The organism is Streptomyces sp. NPDC001816, from assembly GCF_042892235.1.
GTDB lineage: Bacteria > Actinomycetota > Actinomycetes > Streptomycetales > Streptomycetaceae > Streptomyces.
The window spans coordinates 218,816-234,143 of the sequence record NZ_JBIATY010000006.1 but is presented as its reverse complement, the minus strand read 5'-3'; the positions used below and the strand labels follow the sequence as shown (position 1 = coordinate 234,143).

The 15,328-nt window shown below is 71.6% G+C and carries 15 protein-coding genes; 5 read left to right on the top strand and 10 right to left on the bottom strand.

Annotated features, from left to right (window positions below):
- Positions 1–4: 4 nt before the first annotated feature.
- The 5 genes from ACFYZZ_RS22870 to ACFYZZ_RS22850 all read right to left on the bottom strand — a co-directional run bounded on the left by ACFYZZ_RS22870 (position 5) and on the right by ACFYZZ_RS22850 (position 4,954).
- The gene (locus ACFYZZ_RS22870; protein ID WP_389178849.1) at positions 5–1,990 is read right to left on the bottom strand and encodes a copper resistance CopC/CopD family protein; all 1,986 of its coding nucleotides are present in this window, start codon (positions 1,988–1,990) and stop codon (positions 5–7) included.
- A gap of 13 nt (positions 1,991–2,003) precedes the next feature.
- Positions 2,004–2,465, bottom strand: coding sequence for a copper chaperone PCu(A)C (locus tag ACFYZZ_RS22865; protein ID WP_389178846.1), 462 nt, complete (start codon positions 2,463–2,465; stop codon positions 2,004–2,006).
- Positions 2,462–3,115 carry an SCO family protein gene (locus ACFYZZ_RS22860; protein ID WP_389178843.1) on the bottom strand — a complete coding sequence of 218 codons (654 nt, stop codon included), beginning with the start codon at positions 3,113–3,115 and terminating at the stop codon, positions 2,462–2,464. Before ACFYZZ_RS22860 ends, ACFYZZ_RS22865 begins: the two co-directional genes overlap by 4 nt.
- 91 nt (positions 3,116–3,206) lie before the next feature.
- A complete protein-coding gene (locus ACFYZZ_RS22855; RefSeq protein ID WP_389178840.1) occupies positions 3,207–3,950 on the bottom strand; it encodes a YcnI family protein in 744 nt (247 codons plus the stop codon).
- A 176-nt stretch (positions 3,951–4,126) separates the two neighbouring features.
- On the bottom strand, positions 4,127–4,954 hold the full coding sequence (locus tag ACFYZZ_RS22850; protein WP_389178837.1) for a hypothetical protein: 828 nt from the start codon (positions 4,952–4,954) through the stop codon (positions 4,127–4,129).
- A gap of 243 nt (positions 4,955–5,197) precedes the next feature.
- Here ACFYZZ_RS22850 and ACFYZZ_RS22845 point away from each other — a divergent pair, with 243 nt between their 5' ends.
- The 3 genes from ACFYZZ_RS22845 (at position 5,198) to ACFYZZ_RS22835 (ending at position 6,602) form a co-directional block, all read left to right on the top strand.
- Positions 5,198–5,641 carry an ATP-binding protein gene (locus ACFYZZ_RS22845; protein ID WP_386572556.1) on the top strand — a complete coding sequence of 148 codons (444 nt, stop codon included), beginning with the start codon at positions 5,198–5,200 and terminating at the stop codon, positions 5,639–5,641.
- A 53-nt stretch (positions 5,642–5,694) separates the two neighbouring features.
- Positions 5,695–6,258: a GNAT family N-acetyltransferase gene (locus ACFYZZ_RS22840; RefSeq protein ID WP_389179765.1), complete on the top strand. Its 564-nt coding sequence runs from the start codon at positions 5,695–5,697 to the stop codon at positions 6,256–6,258.
- Between the two features lie 119 nt (positions 6,259–6,377).
- On the top strand, positions 6,378–6,602 hold the full coding sequence (locus ACFYZZ_RS22835) for a hypothetical protein (protein WP_389178834.1): 225 nt from the start codon (positions 6,378–6,380) through the stop codon (positions 6,600–6,602).
- Between the two features lie 18 nt (positions 6,603–6,620).
- On the opposite strand, the gene ACFYZZ_RS22830 is transcribed toward ACFYZZ_RS22835, so the two are convergent.
- From ACFYZZ_RS22830 to ACFYZZ_RS22820, 3 genes are all read right to left on the bottom strand, one after another.
- Positions 6,621–7,985, bottom strand: coding sequence for a PLP-dependent aminotransferase family protein (locus ACFYZZ_RS22830; RefSeq protein WP_389178831.1), 1,365 nt, complete (start codon positions 7,983–7,985; stop codon positions 6,621–6,623).
- 93 nt (positions 7,986–8,078) lie between these two features.
- Complete coding sequence (locus tag ACFYZZ_RS22825; protein ID WP_389178828.1) at positions 8,079–9,566, bottom strand: aminopeptidase P family protein; 1,488 nt, start codon at positions 9,564–9,566, stop codon at positions 8,079–8,081.
- 157 nt (positions 9,567–9,723) lie between these two features.
- Positions 9,724–11,160 (bottom strand): PP2C family protein-serine/threonine phosphatase, encoded by a 1,437-nt coding sequence (locus tag ACFYZZ_RS22820; RefSeq protein WP_389178825.1) that lies wholly within the window; start codon positions 11,158–11,160, stop codon positions 9,724–9,726.
- Positions 11,161–11,766: 606 nt separating this feature from the next.
- Here ACFYZZ_RS22820 and ACFYZZ_RS22815 point away from each other — a divergent pair.
- Both ACFYZZ_RS22815 and ACFYZZ_RS22810 read left to right on the top strand, forming a co-directional pair.
- A complete protein-coding gene (locus ACFYZZ_RS22815; RefSeq protein ID WP_389178822.1) occupies positions 11,767–12,432 on the top strand; it encodes a bifunctional DNA primase/polymerase in 666 nt (221 codons plus the stop codon).
- A gap of 56 nt (positions 12,433–12,488) precedes the next feature.
- The gene (locus tag ACFYZZ_RS22810) at positions 12,489–13,157 is read left to right on the top strand and encodes a hypothetical protein (RefSeq protein ID WP_389178819.1); all 669 of its coding nucleotides are present in this window, start codon (positions 12,489–12,491) and stop codon (positions 13,155–13,157) included.
- A gap of 245 nt (positions 13,158–13,402) precedes the next feature.
- Here ACFYZZ_RS22810 and ACFYZZ_RS22805 read toward each other — a convergent pair whose 3' ends face one another.
- Complete coding sequence (locus ACFYZZ_RS22805) at positions 13,403–14,365, bottom strand: DUF5926 family protein (RefSeq protein ID WP_386572545.1); 963 nt, start codon at positions 14,363–14,365, stop codon at positions 13,403–13,405.
- Between the two features lie 175 nt (positions 14,366–14,540).
- Positions 14,541–15,182 carry an ATP-binding protein gene (locus ACFYZZ_RS22800; RefSeq protein WP_389178816.1) on the bottom strand — a complete coding sequence of 214 codons (642 nt, stop codon included), beginning with the start codon at positions 15,180–15,182 and terminating at the stop codon, positions 14,541–14,543.
- Between the last annotated feature and the right edge of the window lie 146 nt (positions 15,183–15,328).

The following is a 15,328-nucleotide window of genomic DNA, read 5'->3' as shown; positions in this document are numbered from 1 at the left end:
GGGTTCAGCCGATCTGCGCATTCTTGGAGACGGTCACCTGGTCGATGTCGGAGGTCCGCACGGTCACGGCGATCTTCCAGTCGCCCGCCATGGGGATCTGCACGCTGCTCGCCGACCAGTGGCCGGTGGTGATGTGGTCGGGGGTCACCGGAAGCGGCCCGATCTTCTTCGCCGTGAGGGTGAAGGCGACCTTCACCTCGGGGACGTCGAAGGCGCGCCCGTTGGGCCGCTGGACGTAGACGTGCATCTCGTTGCCGCCCACGCGCGCGGGGTCGAGGTCGACCCGCACGAGGCCCTTGCCGTCGGTGCCGCCGGTGTCGAAGGGCATGTCCAGGGTCAGCGTGCCGGAGGAATTCGACGAGGAGGAGGACGACGAGGACGAGGAGGACGACGTGGCTGCCTGGGCCTCCAGCTCGGTGCGGCCCGGCTCGGTCTGGGTGAGCCAGGTGGTGACGGCGAGCAGCACGACCGCGACGCCTGCCTCGGCGAGCGCCGAGCGGCGCAGACCGAAGCGGTTCGCGTCGGCGTCCCGGAGCCGCTTCTGGCGGGCGGTGTCCACCGCGGCCCGCTGCCGGGCGAGCTGGGCGGCGCGCTTGTCGTCACCGGAGACGGCACCCTTGCCGGTGTTCTTCTCGCTGCCCTTGCCGGCGGCGGCCTTCGACGCGGAGACGTGCTCCTTCTCGCGCTCCTCGTCGCGTTCCGTCTCGCTTTCCTTCTCGGGCTGCTGGGCCTTCACGGCGGCAGCGACCGCGTCCGTGACGTCCGCCAGGCGTCCCGTCCAGCGCCGCGAGATCCACGCGATGCCCACCAGCAGCGCCACCAGCCCGATCTTGACCAGCAGCAGCTGCCCGTACCGGGTCTCGGTGAACGCGGACCAGGAGCCGAGCTGGCGCCAGGACTGGTAGGTGCCGGTGGCGACCAGGGCGAGGACGGAGCCGAACGCGAGGCGGGAGAACCGGTGGACGGCGGCCGTCTCGATCGGCGTGTCCGCGGGTGCCCGGTACAGGGCGACGAGGAGGGCGGTCAGACCGCCCAGCCAGGCGGCGACGGCCATCAGGTGGAGGACGTCGACGGGCATGGCGATGCCCGGCTGGAGCCCGGTGGAGGCGTGCTCGGCCATGGCCCAGCTCGCCGCGAGCCCGGCGGCCACGACCACTCCGCCGATGCCGAGTCCGAAGGCCAGGTCGCGCTTCTCCTCGCCCTCCTCTCGCCGGTTGTAGGCGCCGAAGAGGACGGCGATGAACAGTGCGGCGGCGGCGAGCAGCAGCAGCCGGGAGACCAGCGCGGCGCCGGTCTTGGTCTGCAGCACCTGGCCGAGCAGGTCGAGATCGAAGACGTCCCCGAACTTCCCCGAGGAGGTGTAGGAGCCGCGCAGGAGCAGCAGCCACAGGGTGGCCGCGGTGAGCGCGAGCCAGCCGCCGACCACGAGTCGCTGCAGGGCCCGTACGCCCGAGCCGCGCTGCCAGCAGGCCAGCACGAAGGCGGCGCCGCCCGCCAGCACGATGAAGCCGGCGTACGAGACGTACCGACCGAACGCGTAGAGCCAGCCGACGACCGTGTCGCCCGCTGCGGTTCCCACCCCGGAGACGACGGTCTGCGAGGGGGCCCCGATGGAGAAGGTGAAGGCGCCGGAGACGGGGTGGCTGTCGGCCGAGACGACCTGGTAGGCGACCGTGTAGGTGCCCTTGGCCAGGCCGCTCTTCAGCTTCACGGCGTACGTCGTCCCGCTCACGTTGGCGGGCGAACCCACCTCGGCGTTCTTGCCCTTGGGGTCGAGTACCTGCAGCGAGTCGTCGTTCATCGCCACCTTCTCGGAGAAGGTGAGCGACACCTGGGTGGGCGCCTTGTCGACCACCACCCCCTGTGCGGGGTCGCTGCCGGTCAGCGCGGCATGCGCGGAGGCCGGTGCGGCGCCCGCGAGCAGCGCGCCGGCGACGGCGAGAAGCAGCAGCACCAGGGTCCGCAGGCGGGGGGTGATGGTCCGCGTCAAGGTGGTCCCTCCCTCAGTGGCCGGTCGACGGGTTGTACGTGGCGGACTCCACCGGCATCTCGACGGTGAGGGGCCCGGACTTGGCGAAGGTGAGCTTCAGGGAGACCTTCTGACCCTGCTCCGGCCTGCGCTTCAGCTTCTCGAACATCAGGTGGTTGCCACCGCTTTTGAACACGAGTTGACCATGCGCCGGGACGGCGAAGGAGGTCTTCTCCTCCATGGCCCCGCCGACGGTGCTGTGCATGGTTACCTGGCCGGCGACGTTGCTGGTGACCGAGGTCAGCTCGTCCTTCGTACCACCCTGGTTGGTGATCGTCAGGAACCCGGCGGCCATGTCGGCGGAGACCGGCTGGGGCATGTAGGACGCACTCACCGACAGCTCGGCCTTGGCGGAGCCGGAGTCGGAGCCGGTGCCGCAGCCGACGAGTGCGAGGGCGCCCGCGAGCGCGGCCGCGGTCAGGACGGCACGCCTCACGGCTTGGCTCCCTCGACGAGCTTCGGCAGGTCCTTGGTGTAGTCGTCGACCGTGGCGTCCTCGCCGTAGAGGACGTAACCGCCGTCGGTCTTCGGCGAGAACGCGATGACCTGGGTGCCGTGCACCGAGACGACCTTGCCCTTCTTGTCCTTCGTCGTCGGCTCGATGGAGATGCCGAGGGAGCGGGCGCCGGCCTGGATGGTGGAGAAGTCGCCGGTCAGGCCGATGAACTGGGTGTCGATGCCCTTGAGCCACTTGCCCAGTTCGGCGGGGGTGTCGCGCTCGGGGTCGGTGGTGACGAAGACGACCCTGAGGTCGTTCTGCTCGGCCTTGGGCAGCGCCTTCTTGGCGACGGCGATGTTGCTCATCGTCGTCGGGCAGATGTCGGGGCAGTGCGTGTAGCCGAAGTAGACCAGGGTCGGGTGGCCCTTGGTCTCGGCACGCAGGTCGTACTTCTTGCCGTGCGTGTCGGTGAGGACCAGGTCGGGCTTCTCGAACGGCTGGTCGAGGACGGTCGCGGCCTTGCCCGAGTCGGTCTCCTCGGAGACCACGGCGACGGGCGACTTTCCGTCGCCGCCGCTGCCGCAGGCGGAGAGGGTCAGGGTGGCGGCGGCGAGCAGCGCGGCCGCGGCGAAGGTCTTCTTACGCATAGAAAAATGTCCCAGATGTGAGAACTCCGGTGCGCACCGGGGTCGTACGACAGCCTCGCACGACCCCTTGGTGCGCCCGCGGAACGGTGGGTCAGGCGGTCCGGCGGCGGCCGGCGAGGACGCCGTAGGCCACGCCCGCGACACCGATGACGATGCCGACCACGCCGAGCACGCGCGCAGTGGTGTCGCTGCCGCCCTTCGCGTCGTCGTCGGCGGCCGTCGTCTCGTTCTTGCCGTCGGCCTTGCCCTCGGACTTGTCGGAGGCGTCCTCGGCGGTCGAGGCGCCGTGGTGGTCGCCGGTGGCGGCGGACAGCGCCAGCACCGGGGCCGGGTTCTCCGGCTCGGCCTGGCCCTCCTGCGGCACCTCGATCCAGCGCACGACCTCCTTGTCGGAGTACGTCTGGACCGCCTTGAACACGAGCTGGTCGGTGTCCTCGGGCAGGGCGCCGACGGAGAGCGGGAACTTCTGGAAGTAGCCGGGCTCGATGCCCTTGCCGTCGGCGGTCCAGGTGACCTTGGTGACGGCCTCGTCGATCTTCTCGCCGTGCAGGGTCAGCGGCTTGTCGAGCTTGGACTTGGTGACCTTGACGTTCCAGCCGGCGAGGGGCTGGGGCATGACGGAGGCCAGCGGGTGGTCGGCGGGGAAGGTCACCTCGAGCTTGGTGGTCGAGGTGTCGTCCCGCTCGTTGGGGACCTTGAAGTCGACGACCGCGTAGCCGCCCTTGGCCGCGGTGCCTTCGGGCTGCACGCTGACGTGCGCGAAGGCGGGGGCGGACAGCGTGAGAACGGCCGTGCCGGCGACGGCAGCGGCGGCGGCGATACGAGAAGCCTTCATGGCGGGGAGCACTCCACTCCGAATGGGTTCCGGTGGTGATCAGGAGTACGCGTGCGCGTGGCGGTACCACTCGTGGTGCCGGATGCCGATGTGCGCACGCGCGCGTGCCGCACGACGGCGGCCCCTCCTGTCCGGTTCTCCGTTTCCGGCTCCGGTGGAGTGATGGTCGCGTCGCGTCAGGCGGCGAGGAGGAACGCGGCGGCGGGCGGGCCGCGCCGGATCACCGTGTGGTGGAGTGCGGTGGTGTGCGGGGCGGGTTCCTCGTCCCGGTCGGTACGACGGCCCCGCAGGCCGGGCTCGGCCGCGGGCAGCAGCCCGGCGCACAGGGCGTGCGCCAGCGCGAGCGCCCTGCGCAGGGATCGTACGAGCGCCCCCTCCGTGACTCCGTGCGCCGACAGCTCGATCAGCCGCAGCACGGCCAGGTCGCCTCGGCGCAGCAGCCATCCGGCGGCCAGGGCCGCAAGGACGTGGCCGAGAAGCATCGGCAGGGAGGGCAGCAGCGACGCCGAGGAACCGGTGGCGTCGGCCATGTGGTGCATGGCCGGCGTGGCTCCCACGGCCCGGCCCGAGGGGTCGATGAGGTGCGCGTCGAGCAGGAGCCGGTAGGCGTGCCCGGGGGTGAGCGCTGCGGGGCTGGACCCGCACACGAGCCGGGCGGCCCGCTCGACGAGCGCGGCGCTGCTCAGCGACCCCTCCGTCGGACTCATCGACATCGCGCCGGTCGTACCGTGCTGACCCAGCCCGAACAGCGTGTGCAGCACGGTCTGGCCGAGCGCGAGGAGCGCGGCGATGCCGGGCAGCGAGCGCTGCCGTCCGGCGAGCGGTGCCACCAGCAGCAGGGAGCCCAGGAATCCCGCGCCGAGCGTCCACAACGGCACGCGCGCGCAGGAGGCCAGTGTGTGCCCGGCCGCGGCCAGCGCGACGCAGACCGCGGCGAACACCGCGGCCCGCAGGAACCGGAGCCCGGCTCCGGGGCGCGCCGTGCGCGGGTGGGGGGCAGTCATGGCGGCCTCATCATCGCACTGGCCTTGACCCGTTCCTGCGGCAGGGCACGGGATCCGGCCTCGGCGAAAAAGATCACCACAAAGAATGGAAGATCACCCTCCGCCCGGGGACCTGCTCTCATACACCGATTCCTCCTGGGACGCATCGACCGTATGGGCGGAGTCACGTCAACGGTGTGCTTACGGCCGTGCACGGGCGGCAATAGGTAACGGTATGTCGAGCCGCGGCCAGGAGGCTGGAGCATGAGCATCTGGTGGTCACTCCATCTGCGGCGTGAGGCTGCGAGCGTCCCGCTCGCCCGGCGGCTGCTGATCGGCACGATGGAGACGGCGGGCGTCGACCCGGATGTCTCCTACGACCTGTCCGTCGCCCTCAGCGAGGCCTGCGCCAACGCGGTCGAGCACGGCGGAGGATCGCGCGACGGCTGCTCGGAGGCCTACCGGGTGACTGCCTACCTCGACGGCGAGAAGTGCCGGATCGAGGTGGCCGATTCCGGGCCCGGGTTCACCCGGACCCAGGACATCAGACCCGCCCGCGCGGACGCCGAGCACGGCCGCGGGCTCTGTCTCATCCGGGAACTCGCCGATCACGTGCACATCGGCGCCAAGCCCGGCCGGGGCGGGACGGTGGTGAGCTTCGACAAGATGCTCAAGTGGAAGAAAGATCCTTCCCTGCTTACGGCATGACGGTCCCTCTCCTGAGTCCGCGCCGCTATGGTGCGCGCATGCATGGCAGAGACATGGAATTGCAGCACGAGAAAATAGCGGGCGGAGTGATCCTGCGTCCGCTCGCCGCGGCCGACGCTTTCGCGCTCGCCTCCGCCTATACGGAGAACCGTAAACACCTGGAGCCGTGGGAGCCGGTCAGGCCGGAATCCTTCTTCACCACCGAGGGCCAGGCGGAGCGCATCGACGGGCTGCTGCGGCAGTTCGCCGAGGGCGCCGTGGTGCCCTGGGTGTTCGAGGCTCCGGACGGCCGGATCGTCGGGGCAATCACCTTGTCCGGTATTTCGCACGGCCCTTTCTGCAGTTCCTATCTCGGGTACTGGGTGGCCGCCGACCAGCAGAACAAGGGGCTGGCCAGCTCCGCGGTGCAGCAGGTCTGCCGTATCGCCCGGGACACGATCGGACTGCACCGGATCGAGGCGTCCACGCTGACCGACAACACCGGTTCGCAGCGGGTTCTGGCGAAATGCGGATTCGAAGCGATCGGACTTGCGCCCGACTACCTGCACATCAACGGGGAATGGCGGGACTGCCGGCTCTTCCAGCGCGTGCTGCACGACCACGCTCCGGTCCCGTAAGGGCGCGTTCTCGCCCAAGGGTGCCTTTTCGGCCTTCTTCTCGGACTTCCCTTCCTTCACAGCGCTTTCCCAGGTCATGCCCATCGGACTGACAAGCGGCGTTCCTAACTTCCTCGGCCATGACGGGAAATCACAGAAACACCTCGATCACCCGGCGCCGGGCCCTCGCCGTCACCGGCGGCACGGTGGCAGCCGGCGGCCTCGCGGTCGCCGGCTACCAGTCGGCGTTCGCCGACACGCCCACGGACGCCGAGGCGAGCGTGACGGCCTCGGCCCCTCGGCGTCCTCCTGACGGCTCGGGGGAGGGCGATGAACACCCGCGAGGACGAGTGCCGGCTCGGTGACCGTCCGCTCGGCACACTTCAGGCCTCCAGGACCTTCGCCAGCACCTCCAGCGCCTCCGGATACGCCCGCTCGCGGGGAGTGCCGTAGCCGACGACCAGACCCTGGGGCCGGCCCTCGGCGGGGGTCTGCCAGTGGCTGCCCAGGTGGCCGACGGCGAGTCCCTCCGCCTCGGCGCGGGCCAGCGCCTCGGCCTCGTCGGGGACGTCGATCAGGGCGTGCAGCCCGGCCGCGATGCCGCGTACGTTCCGCCGCGCCCCCAGCCGGTCCAGCAGCTGGTCCCGGCGGCGCCGGTAGCGCAGCCGGCATGCGCGCACGTGCCGGTCGTAGGCGTGGCTGTCGATCAGCTCGGCGAGTGCCAGCTGCCCGATGGTCTCGGTGTGGTGGTCGCTGTGCAGCTTGGCGTCGGCGACCACGTCGACCAGCTGCGGCGGCAGCACCATCCAGCCGAGCCGCAGCGCGGGGCCGAGGGTCTTGGAGGCGGTGCCCAGGTAGACGACCTGGCCCGGGGCCATGCCCTGCAGCGCGCCCACCGGCTGGCGGTCGTAGCGGAACTCGCCGTCGTAGTCGTCCTCGACGATGAGCCCCCCGCGCGCGCGTGCCCAGTCGGTGAGCGCGCGGCGCCGCTCGGGGTGGAGGGTCACACCGGTCGGGTACTGGTGGGCCGGGGTGACCACCGCGGCGGCCGCCTCGCCCAGTTCTGCGGGACGCACCCCGCGCTCGTCCACCCGCACCGGCAGCACGGTCCCGCCGTTGCGCCGCACCACCTCCCGGTGGAAGGGCAGCCCCGGGTCCTCCATGGCGATCGAGGCGCCGTCCAGCGCGCGTGTAAGGAGCGCGAGGCCCTGGACGTACCCGGAGGTGATCACGATCCGCTCCGGCGGCGCGAGCACCCCGCGCGCCCGCCCCAGGTAGCCCGAGAGCGCGGTGCGCAGTTCGATCCGGCCGCGCGGGTCGCCGTAGTCGTACGCCAGTGAGGGCGCCGTCGCTATGGCCCGGCGCAGCGCGCGCAGCCAGGCCGCGGCCGGGAAGGCGCCCACGTCGGGACTGCCCGGCCGGAGGTCGAAACGCGGCGCACGCGCGTGTGGCGCCGTTCCCGGCGTCTCCTCCCGCAGGGCCGGCAGCTCGGCGACCCGGGTGCCGGAGCCCTGCCGGGCCGTGAGATAGCCCTCGGCGACGAGCTGGTCGTACGCCGACTTCGCGGTGCCGCGCGAGATGCCGAGTTCCGTCGCGAGCCGCCGGGTGGCCGGAAGCCGGGTGCCGGGTGCGAGCCGCCCGTCGCGTACGGCGTCCCTGAGCGCCCGTTCCAGACCGACCCGGCGGCCGTCGGCCGCGTCGGGTTCGAGATGCAGGTCCACGCCCACACCGGACCAGAAGCTCTCCACGAAAACCCTCCCCCTAGGCACGTGAATCCCGCGCACGCGTACGGACACGCCGATGGCCGGGCACCTTCCGGGTGCCCGGCCATCAGTGTCTTATCAGCCCTTGAGGGACGCCATCCAGGCCTCCACCTCGTCGGAGCGGCGCGGCAGGCCGTCCGAGAGGTTCCGGTTGCCGTCCTCGGTGACGAGGATGTCGTCCTCGATGCGGACGCCGATGCCCCGGTACTCCTCGGGCACCGTCAGGTCGTCGGCCTGGAAGTACAGGCCCGGCTCGACAGTGAGTACCATGCCCGGCTCCAGCGTGCCGTCGACGTAGGTCTCGGTCCGCGCGGCCGCGCAGTCGTGGACGTCCATGCCGAGCATGTGGCCGGTGCCGTGGAGGGTCCAGCGACGCTGCAGGCCCAGCTCCAGGACGCGCTCCACCGGGCCCTCGACCAGGCCCCACTCGACGAGCTTCTCGGCGAGCACATGCTGGGAGGCGTCGTGGAAGTCGCGGTACTTGGCGCCCGGCTTCACGGCCGCGATACCGGCCTCCTGGGACTCGTACACCGCGTCGTAGATCTTCTTCTGGATCTCGCTGTACGTGCCGTTGATCGGCAGCGTGCGCGTGACGTCGGCGGTGTACAGCGTGTGCGTCTCCACGCCCGCGTCCAGCAGGAGCAGGTCGCCGGAGCGGACCGGGCCGTCGTTGCGGACCCAGTGCAGCGTGCAGGCGTGCGGGCCGGCCGCGCAGATGGAGCCGTAGCCGACGTCGTTGCCCTCCACGCGCGCGCGGAGGAAGAACGTGCCCTCGATGTAGCGCTCGCTGGTCGCCTCGGCCTTGTCGAGGACCTTCACGACGTCCTCGAAGCCGCGCACGGTGGAGTCGACGGCCTTCTGCAGCTCGCCGATCTCGAACTCGTCCTTGACCAGCCGGGCCTCGGAGAGGAAGACCCGCAGCTCCTCGTCGCGCTCGGCGGTGACCTTGTCGGTCAGGGCGGCCTCGATGCCGGCGTCGTGGCCGCGGACGACCCGCACCGGGCCGGTGGCCTCGCGCAGCTTGTCGGCCAGCTCGCGCACGTCGGCGGCCGGGATGCCGTAGAGCGCCTCGGACTCGGTCAGGGAGTGGCGGCGGCCGACCCACAGCTCGCCCTGGCCGGAGAGCCAGAACTCGCCGTTCTCGCGGTCGGAGCGGGGCAGGAGGTAGATCGTCTCCTTGTGGCCCTCAGCAGTGGGCTCCAGGACCAGGACGCCGTCCTCGGTCTGGTTGCCGGTGAGGTACGCGTACTCGACCGAGGCGCGGAAGGCGTACTCGGTGTCGTTCGAGCGGGTCTTCAGGTTGCCCGCGGGGATGACGAGGCGCTCGCCCGGGAAGCGCGCGGAGAGCGCGGCACGGCGACGGGCGGTCTCGGCGGCCTGCGGGATCGGCTGCAGGTCGTGCAGCTCGGTGTCGGCCCACCCGGACTTCATGTTCTCGGCCAGCTCGTCGGAGACGCCCGGGTACAGGCCGTTCTTCCGCTGCTTGATGGGCTCCTCGGACTCAGCTTCCGGGCCCGCTGCGGTAGCAGCTTCATCGGGCACAGCCGGGTTGAGCTCGTCGGACACGTGATCCTCCTCGGTACGCATGTGATCTCCCCCCGGGCCCGCGACGCTCGTGCTTGTGGCCGAGCGGGGACCTCCATCATCGTACGGTCGCAGACAAAGCGACCCAGGGCCGGAAGACCTGTTATGCCCGCCCATGCGAGGCGGTGCGGGAGCGCTCTCAGTCGAAGCGGGCCGCCAGCAGGACCACGTCCTCCTCGCTGTCCGCCGTGTCCAGGCCGTCGGGCAGCACGGTGCGCAGCACGTGGTCGGCGATCGCCCCCGGGTCGCGGCGCAGGGTGCGCGGGATGCTCGCGGCGGCCGCGTGCAGCCGGGCGAAGGCGCGGTCCATGGCGTCGCCGGTACGGTGCAGCAGCCCGTCGGTGTAGAGCAGGACGGTTTCTCCTGCTTCGGCCTGGATCTCCACGCTCGGCGCCTCCCAGCAGGCGAGCATGCCGAGCGGTGCGGAGACGGAGGTCTCGGCGAACTCGGTGCGGCGCTCGCCGATCAGCAGGGGCGGGCTGTGCCCGGCGCCGGCCAGGGTGATCTTGCGCAGGGCCGGCTCGCAGTAGGCGAACAGGGCGGTGGCCGAGCGGGCGGGCTCGGTCAGGCGCAGCAGCAGCTCCAGGTCGGACAGGACGGCGACCGGGTCCTCGCCCTCCATCACGGCGTACGCCCGCAGGGAGGCGCGCAGCCGGCCCATGGCGGCCACCGCGCTGGGTCCGGAGCCGGTGACCGAGCCGACGGAGAGGCCGAGGGCGGCGTCGGGCAGCGGCAGCGCGTCGTACCAGTCGCCGCCGCCGCCGCGCCGGCCGGTGCGGTGCCGGGCGGCGAGCTGGACGCCGGCCACCCGCGGCAGCCGGGAAGGGAGCAGTTCCTCGGCGAGGGTCGCCGCACGCGCGCGCGTGCGCTCCACTTCCACCAGCAGGGCGAGGTGTTCGGCGGCGTGCCGGACGTAGAGGCCGATCAGGTGGCGGTGGTGCTCGTCCGGCTCGGCGGGCTCGTCGTACAGCCACACGGCGGCGCCGAGGCGGCCGGCGGACCCGGCGGTCAGGGGGAGGGCGTAACTGGCGGCGTAGCCGAGGCGGGCGGCCACCTCGCGGTGGCGGGGGTCGAGGCCGTCCTCGGCGAACAGGTCGGCGTGCACGATCTCGCCGGCGCCGGCGCCGGCGCCGGTGTCGAGGAGGGGGCCGTAGGGCTGCGAGCCGCGCGGCACGGTCTCCAGATGGCCGAGGTCGGCGCGGCCGAGGCCGAGGCCGAGGGAGGTGCGGGGGCCGAGTCCGTCGGCGGGTTCCAGGACGACCAGGCCGCGGCGGGCGCCGACGAGGGCGGATCCGGCGCGCAGCAGCTCCTCGAGGGCGGGCTCGAGTGCGTCCGTGCGGGACAGGCGTTCGGTGAGTTCGTGGAGGGTCGTGAGGTCCGAGACCCAGCCGGCCAGCCGGTCCTGGAGCAGGGTGCCGGGGGCGGGGCCGGTGGGGGCGGGGGTGTTCTTGACCGGAGGTGCGGTGTCCGGGGAGGAGCCGGTGCCCGGGGCGGCGGGTGTGGGCGCGACAGTGTGTGGGGGTGGGGGAACCGCTGAATCGATTCCAGCCACTTTCGGAGGATGCGGGGCGCTCATGGCGTCCGGCTTTCAGACCGGTGCGTAGTGCTCAGAAGCATCGCAAACCCCCATGTCATTCTGCGCCGCTAGCGGTGTCTCCACATGTACACGCACTCGTGAGGGGATGTCCAGCATTGTCCTGCAGGGATTCCTGGTGTCCATGGGTCTGATGTGGGTTTCTTCCGAAACCCTTGCCTTACTGCCAAGTTGGCTTAAAACTGCCTCAGGTATCGGTCCATTGCGGTCGACTGGCCTTGCTCCACTGAGCGTCACAGCGGTCGTGATGGGTACGTACTCGGTGAAGGCCAGGGGTGGTTGGGGGCCACCCGGAACCTGGCGACGGACCCGGGCGTCATAGCCACCGACGGCCGAGCCCCATCCTCCCCTGGCGGAGGCGGAGAGAAATACGCGCGACGGCAAAACGCCAGACTTCGCCACCCCCACGCCGCACTCGTGCTTTTGATAGACGCACTATGGACGCGGCCGATGCTCGACCCCTTGGGGTTCCCCTTGTCATGTGCAGGGGTGTGATGCGCCAACAGGTACGCACAGTGAAGTGATCGACACATGGTGTGATGTGGTCCACGGTGTTGCCAGCGGTGCAACGGAAAGGAACGAGCGCTCATGCGCGAGATCCTCGGAAGGCGACGCAGGCTCCTGTCCAGGCGGAAAGACGGGAGGCCTGAGCTGATCAGCGCGGCCCTGACCTTCGCGACGGAATGGCAGTGGCCCGTGCTCCCGGGCGTGGCCCCGGACCCGCAGGGACGGGCCCGCTGCGGATGCCCCGACCCGGAGTGCACGGTCCCCGGTGCGCACCCCTTCGATCCAGGCCTGCTCGCCGCCACCACCGACGCGCGCATGGTGCGCTGGTGGTGGACCAACCGGCCGGGCGCGCCGATCATCCTCGCCACCGGCGGCAACGCGCCCTGCGCGGTCAGCCTGCCGGCGCCCGCGGCGGCCCGCGCCCTCGACCTGCTCGACCGGCGGGGCATGCGCCTCGGCCCGGTGATCGCCGCACCGACCCGCTGGTCGGTGCTCGTCAAGCCGTACTCCATGGAGCAGCTCGGCGAGCTGCTCTACGCCAAGGACTTCGTGCCCGGCTCGCTGCGCTTCCACGGCGAGGGCGGCTACCTCGCCCTGCCTCCCTCCGAGACCGGTCACGGCGCCGTCCGCTGGGAGCGTGCGCCGCTGCCGGGCTCGGCCTCGCCCTGGGTGCCCGACGTGGAGGCCGTGGTGGACGCGGTGGTCGACGCCCTCACTCGTACGGGTGTGAGCGCGCCCGAGTTGTAGGGGTGTCGGGCGCGGGCGTCGCCCGATGTCCGCCCATGCTCGTTATCTTCCGCTACATGCTGCGCATTTCTGGGGGTCAGGGCACTCGTTCGCCGCACCGCGGCGGGCCGGACCCCCGAAGGCTTCGTCTGCTCGCCCTCGCGGGCGTCGTGGTGGCCGCCGTCGTGCTGCCGCTGGCCGTGGCGTCCGCGGGGCAGGTGGGCGACGCCGCGGGACCTGTGGCGGCGGGCGGCCGGTCCGGCGCACACGGGCCGTCGTCCAAGTCGGCCAAGTCGTCGAAGTCGACCAAGTCGTCCACGGACTCGCCCTCGGACGGTGACGCGAAGATCCCCTCCGTCGATCCCACGCGCTCCCCGCTGCTGCTCGGCCTGGGCCTGGCCACCGCCGCCCGCTGCGGACCGGAGCTGTCCTCCCCCGAGGGCGTCGAGGCGCAGACCTGTGTGCTGACCCAGGGCGAGGAGACCTGGGCGCGCACCTACTACCGCAACACCACCGGCGAGGCCGTGAACGCCGTGCTGAGCCTGATGGGGCCGGGCGGCCGGATCGTGCAGACGCACTGCGCCACGGACACCGACGACGAGCCCGCAACCTGTGAGACACCCCGCGAACGCACCCGGGGTTCGCTGGACGGCTACACCGCCGTCGCCGAGTTCGCCGCGCACGGCGGCGACGGGCCGCTGCTGCTGCACTCGGGCAGCAACTCCGAGGAGACGGACGGGAGTTGACGCTCACCGACGCGCTGTACACCGGACGCGGACATGGAAAGGCCCGGTTGCTGGCGACGGGGGATGCACCAGCAACCGGGCTACTGGAACGGTAACAAGAGATCGGCGGTTCGCAAATTCGATCTCGGCTATTCGGACACCGATTTATCTGTCACGACGGGGAGTTGTGACAGGAGTCACCTGTTCCGGGCACCGCTGTCACGGCTGACCGACCGTTCAGCCGTGACACGTGTCCGCGGGGACGGTCAGCTGAGCGTGACCTGCCGGTTGGTCAGTCCGCCGCGCGCGCGGCGCTCGTCGGCCGTGAGCGGCTCGGTGGCCGCGAGGGCGGCGGCGAGCCGCTCGGCGAACTCGGCGGCCGGCTTCTCCACGTCCTCGGCCGTGACCCCGCTCGGCAGGTCCCACACCGGCACCGTGAGGCCGTGAGCACGGAAGGAGCCCACCAGCCGGGTGCCCTCGCCGAGGCTGGAGCGGCCCGCCGCGTGCAGCCGGGCGAGAGCGTCCAGAAGCTGCTCCTCCGGGTGCGGCATGACCCAGCGCAGGTGGTTCTTCTCCGGGGTCTCGCACCAGTAGGCGGCGTCCACGCCGGACAGCTTCACGGTCGGGATGGCCGCGGCGTTGGCCCGCTCCAGGGAGGCGGCCACGTCCGGGGTGGCGTTCTCCGCGTCCGGCACCCAGAACTCGAAGCCGCTGTGCACAACTGGCTCGAACGCGCCTTCCGGGTCGAGCAGGTCCTGCAGTCGCGGACCCCCGGCGGGGGCGCGGCGGCCCTCCACCGGCGTGCCGGGCGCGGCCTGAAGCGCACGCTGGAGCGTGTCGGCGAGGTCGCGGCTGATGTCGCCGGAGGGTGTGTCGTTCTGCAGGCCGAGCAGGACCGAGCCGTCGTCGCGGCGCAGCGCGGGCCAGGCCATCGGCAGCACCGTGGCGAGCGTGACCGACGGGACGTCCTCGGGCAGGCCGCTGCTGAGGGTCAGCTCCACCGTGGCGGCCGGCACCAGCTCGCGCAGCGCCACCCAGTCGCACTCGCCCGGGAGTCCCTCGAACGGACGCTGCACCAGCTCGGTCGCGGCGTGCGCGGCGGCCCGGCCGTGGCACGCCTTGTAGCGCCGGCCGCTGCCGCAGGGGCAGGGCTCTCGGGCGCCGACAACCGGGATCTCTCCGTCCGTGATCTGTGGCTTGGCCTTCGTCTGGGGTCGCTTCTTGGCCATCGTGGGGTCTCCCGGTTACGGCGCGTCTGGTACGGGCGGGAGCCTAGCCGTTCGCGCCACGGCCGACGGGAACCTGTGGACAACGGACACTTGGGCGAGCCGACGGGGTGAACCTGTGGACAACTCCCGCGCCTCGCCCGGCTCGGGCGGTCGGGTCCGCGGGTCCCCGCCGCGCTCAGTCCAGGTCGTCGAACGCGTCCGCGAAGTCCAGATCGGCCAGGGCGGCCGGAACCACGGGGGAGGTGACGCGCGTAGCGAAACCGTCGGGGCGGCACCCGGCATCCGGATCATGGACGTCCTCGTTGACCACGACCCAGACCGTCACCTCGCCGTGGATGTCGTCCCGGACACCCCAGTCGTCGGCCAGAGCCGTGATGATGTTCAGCCCGCGGCCGCCGTGCGCGGTGACCGACGGGGTGGCCGGAGCCGGGCGGGTCGGGCCGCCGCCGTCCGTCACCTCCACGGTGAGCCGCCCGCGCCCGTCCACCCGCCACGCGGCGCGTACGTCACCGTCCCCGGGCGGAGCGTCGCCCAGGGGCCGCCCGTGTTTGCAGGCGTTGCTCAACAGCTCCGAAAGGATCAGTACGGCATCGTCGATGACCGATTCCGACACCCCGCCGTTGCGCAGTTGCGCACGCATCCGGTGTCTCGCCTTCCCCACGCCCGCAGGGCCATGGGGTACGGCCATGCTCGACGACGTGGGCACCTCCTGTGCCACCACCAACGCCACCCCCGAGACCTCCTTTGCCCCACGCCACGGTGTGGATGCCCCATTGGCCTGTACCGGAAACCGGCCAATCCTCTTCCGGTGACGCATTCGCAACGACCGCATACGGAGCGAGTGCGCCGGAGCACTCCCTGTGACGGGCCTGTCATCGTGTGGCTGGAATTCAGTGGTCTGGCCGAGAACGGAGGATGGTCGAGCCGGGCAGGCCGGGTCAAGGGGTGTGCACAGGTCCTTAC

What these genes read in the sequence shown, in the direction of transcription:
- ACFYZZ_RS22800 (WP_389178816.1), bottom strand. Translation starts at nt 15,182, where the DNA reads ATGCGTCACCGGAAGAGGATTGGCCGGTTTCCGGTACAGGCCAATGGG.
- ACFYZZ_RS22850 (WP_389178837.1), bottom strand. Translation starts at nt 4,954, where the DNA reads ATGACTGCCCCCCACCCGCGCACGGCGCGCCCCGGAGCCGGGCTCCGG.
- ACFYZZ_RS22855 (WP_389178840.1), bottom strand. Translation starts at nt 3,950, where the DNA reads ATGAAGGCTTCTCGTATCGCCGCCGCCGCTGCCGTCGCCGGCACGGCC.
- ACFYZZ_RS22845 (WP_386572556.1), top strand. Translation starts at nt 5,198, where the DNA reads ATGAGCATCTGGTGGTCACTCCATCTGCGGCGTGAGGCTGCGAGCGTC.
- ACFYZZ_RS22840 (WP_389179765.1), top strand. Translation starts at nt 5,695, where the DNA reads ATGGAATTGCAGCACGAGAAAATAGCGGGCGGAGTGATCCTGCGTCCG.
- ACFYZZ_RS22810 (WP_389178819.1), top strand. Translation starts at nt 12,489, where the DNA reads ATGCTGCGCATTTCTGGGGGTCAGGGCACTCGTTCGCCGCACCGCGGC.
- ACFYZZ_RS22860 (WP_389178843.1), bottom strand. Translation starts at nt 3,115, where the DNA reads ATGCGTAAGAAGACCTTCGCCGCGGCCGCGCTGCTCGCCGCCGCCACC.
- ACFYZZ_RS22805 (WP_386572545.1), bottom strand. Translation starts at nt 14,365, where the DNA reads ATGGCCAAGAAGCGACCCCAGACGAAGGCCAAGCCACAGATCACGGAC.
- ACFYZZ_RS22815 (WP_389178822.1), top strand. Translation starts at nt 11,767, where the DNA reads ATGCGCGAGATCCTCGGAAGGCGACGCAGGCTCCTGTCCAGGCGGAAA.
- ACFYZZ_RS22820 (WP_389178825.1), bottom strand. Translation starts at nt 11,160, where the DNA reads ATGAGCGCCCCGCATCCTCCGAAAGTGGCTGGAATCGATTCAGCGGTT.
- ACFYZZ_RS22835 (WP_389178834.1), top strand. Translation starts at nt 6,378, where the DNA reads ATGACGGGAAATCACAGAAACACCTCGATCACCCGGCGCCGGGCCCTC.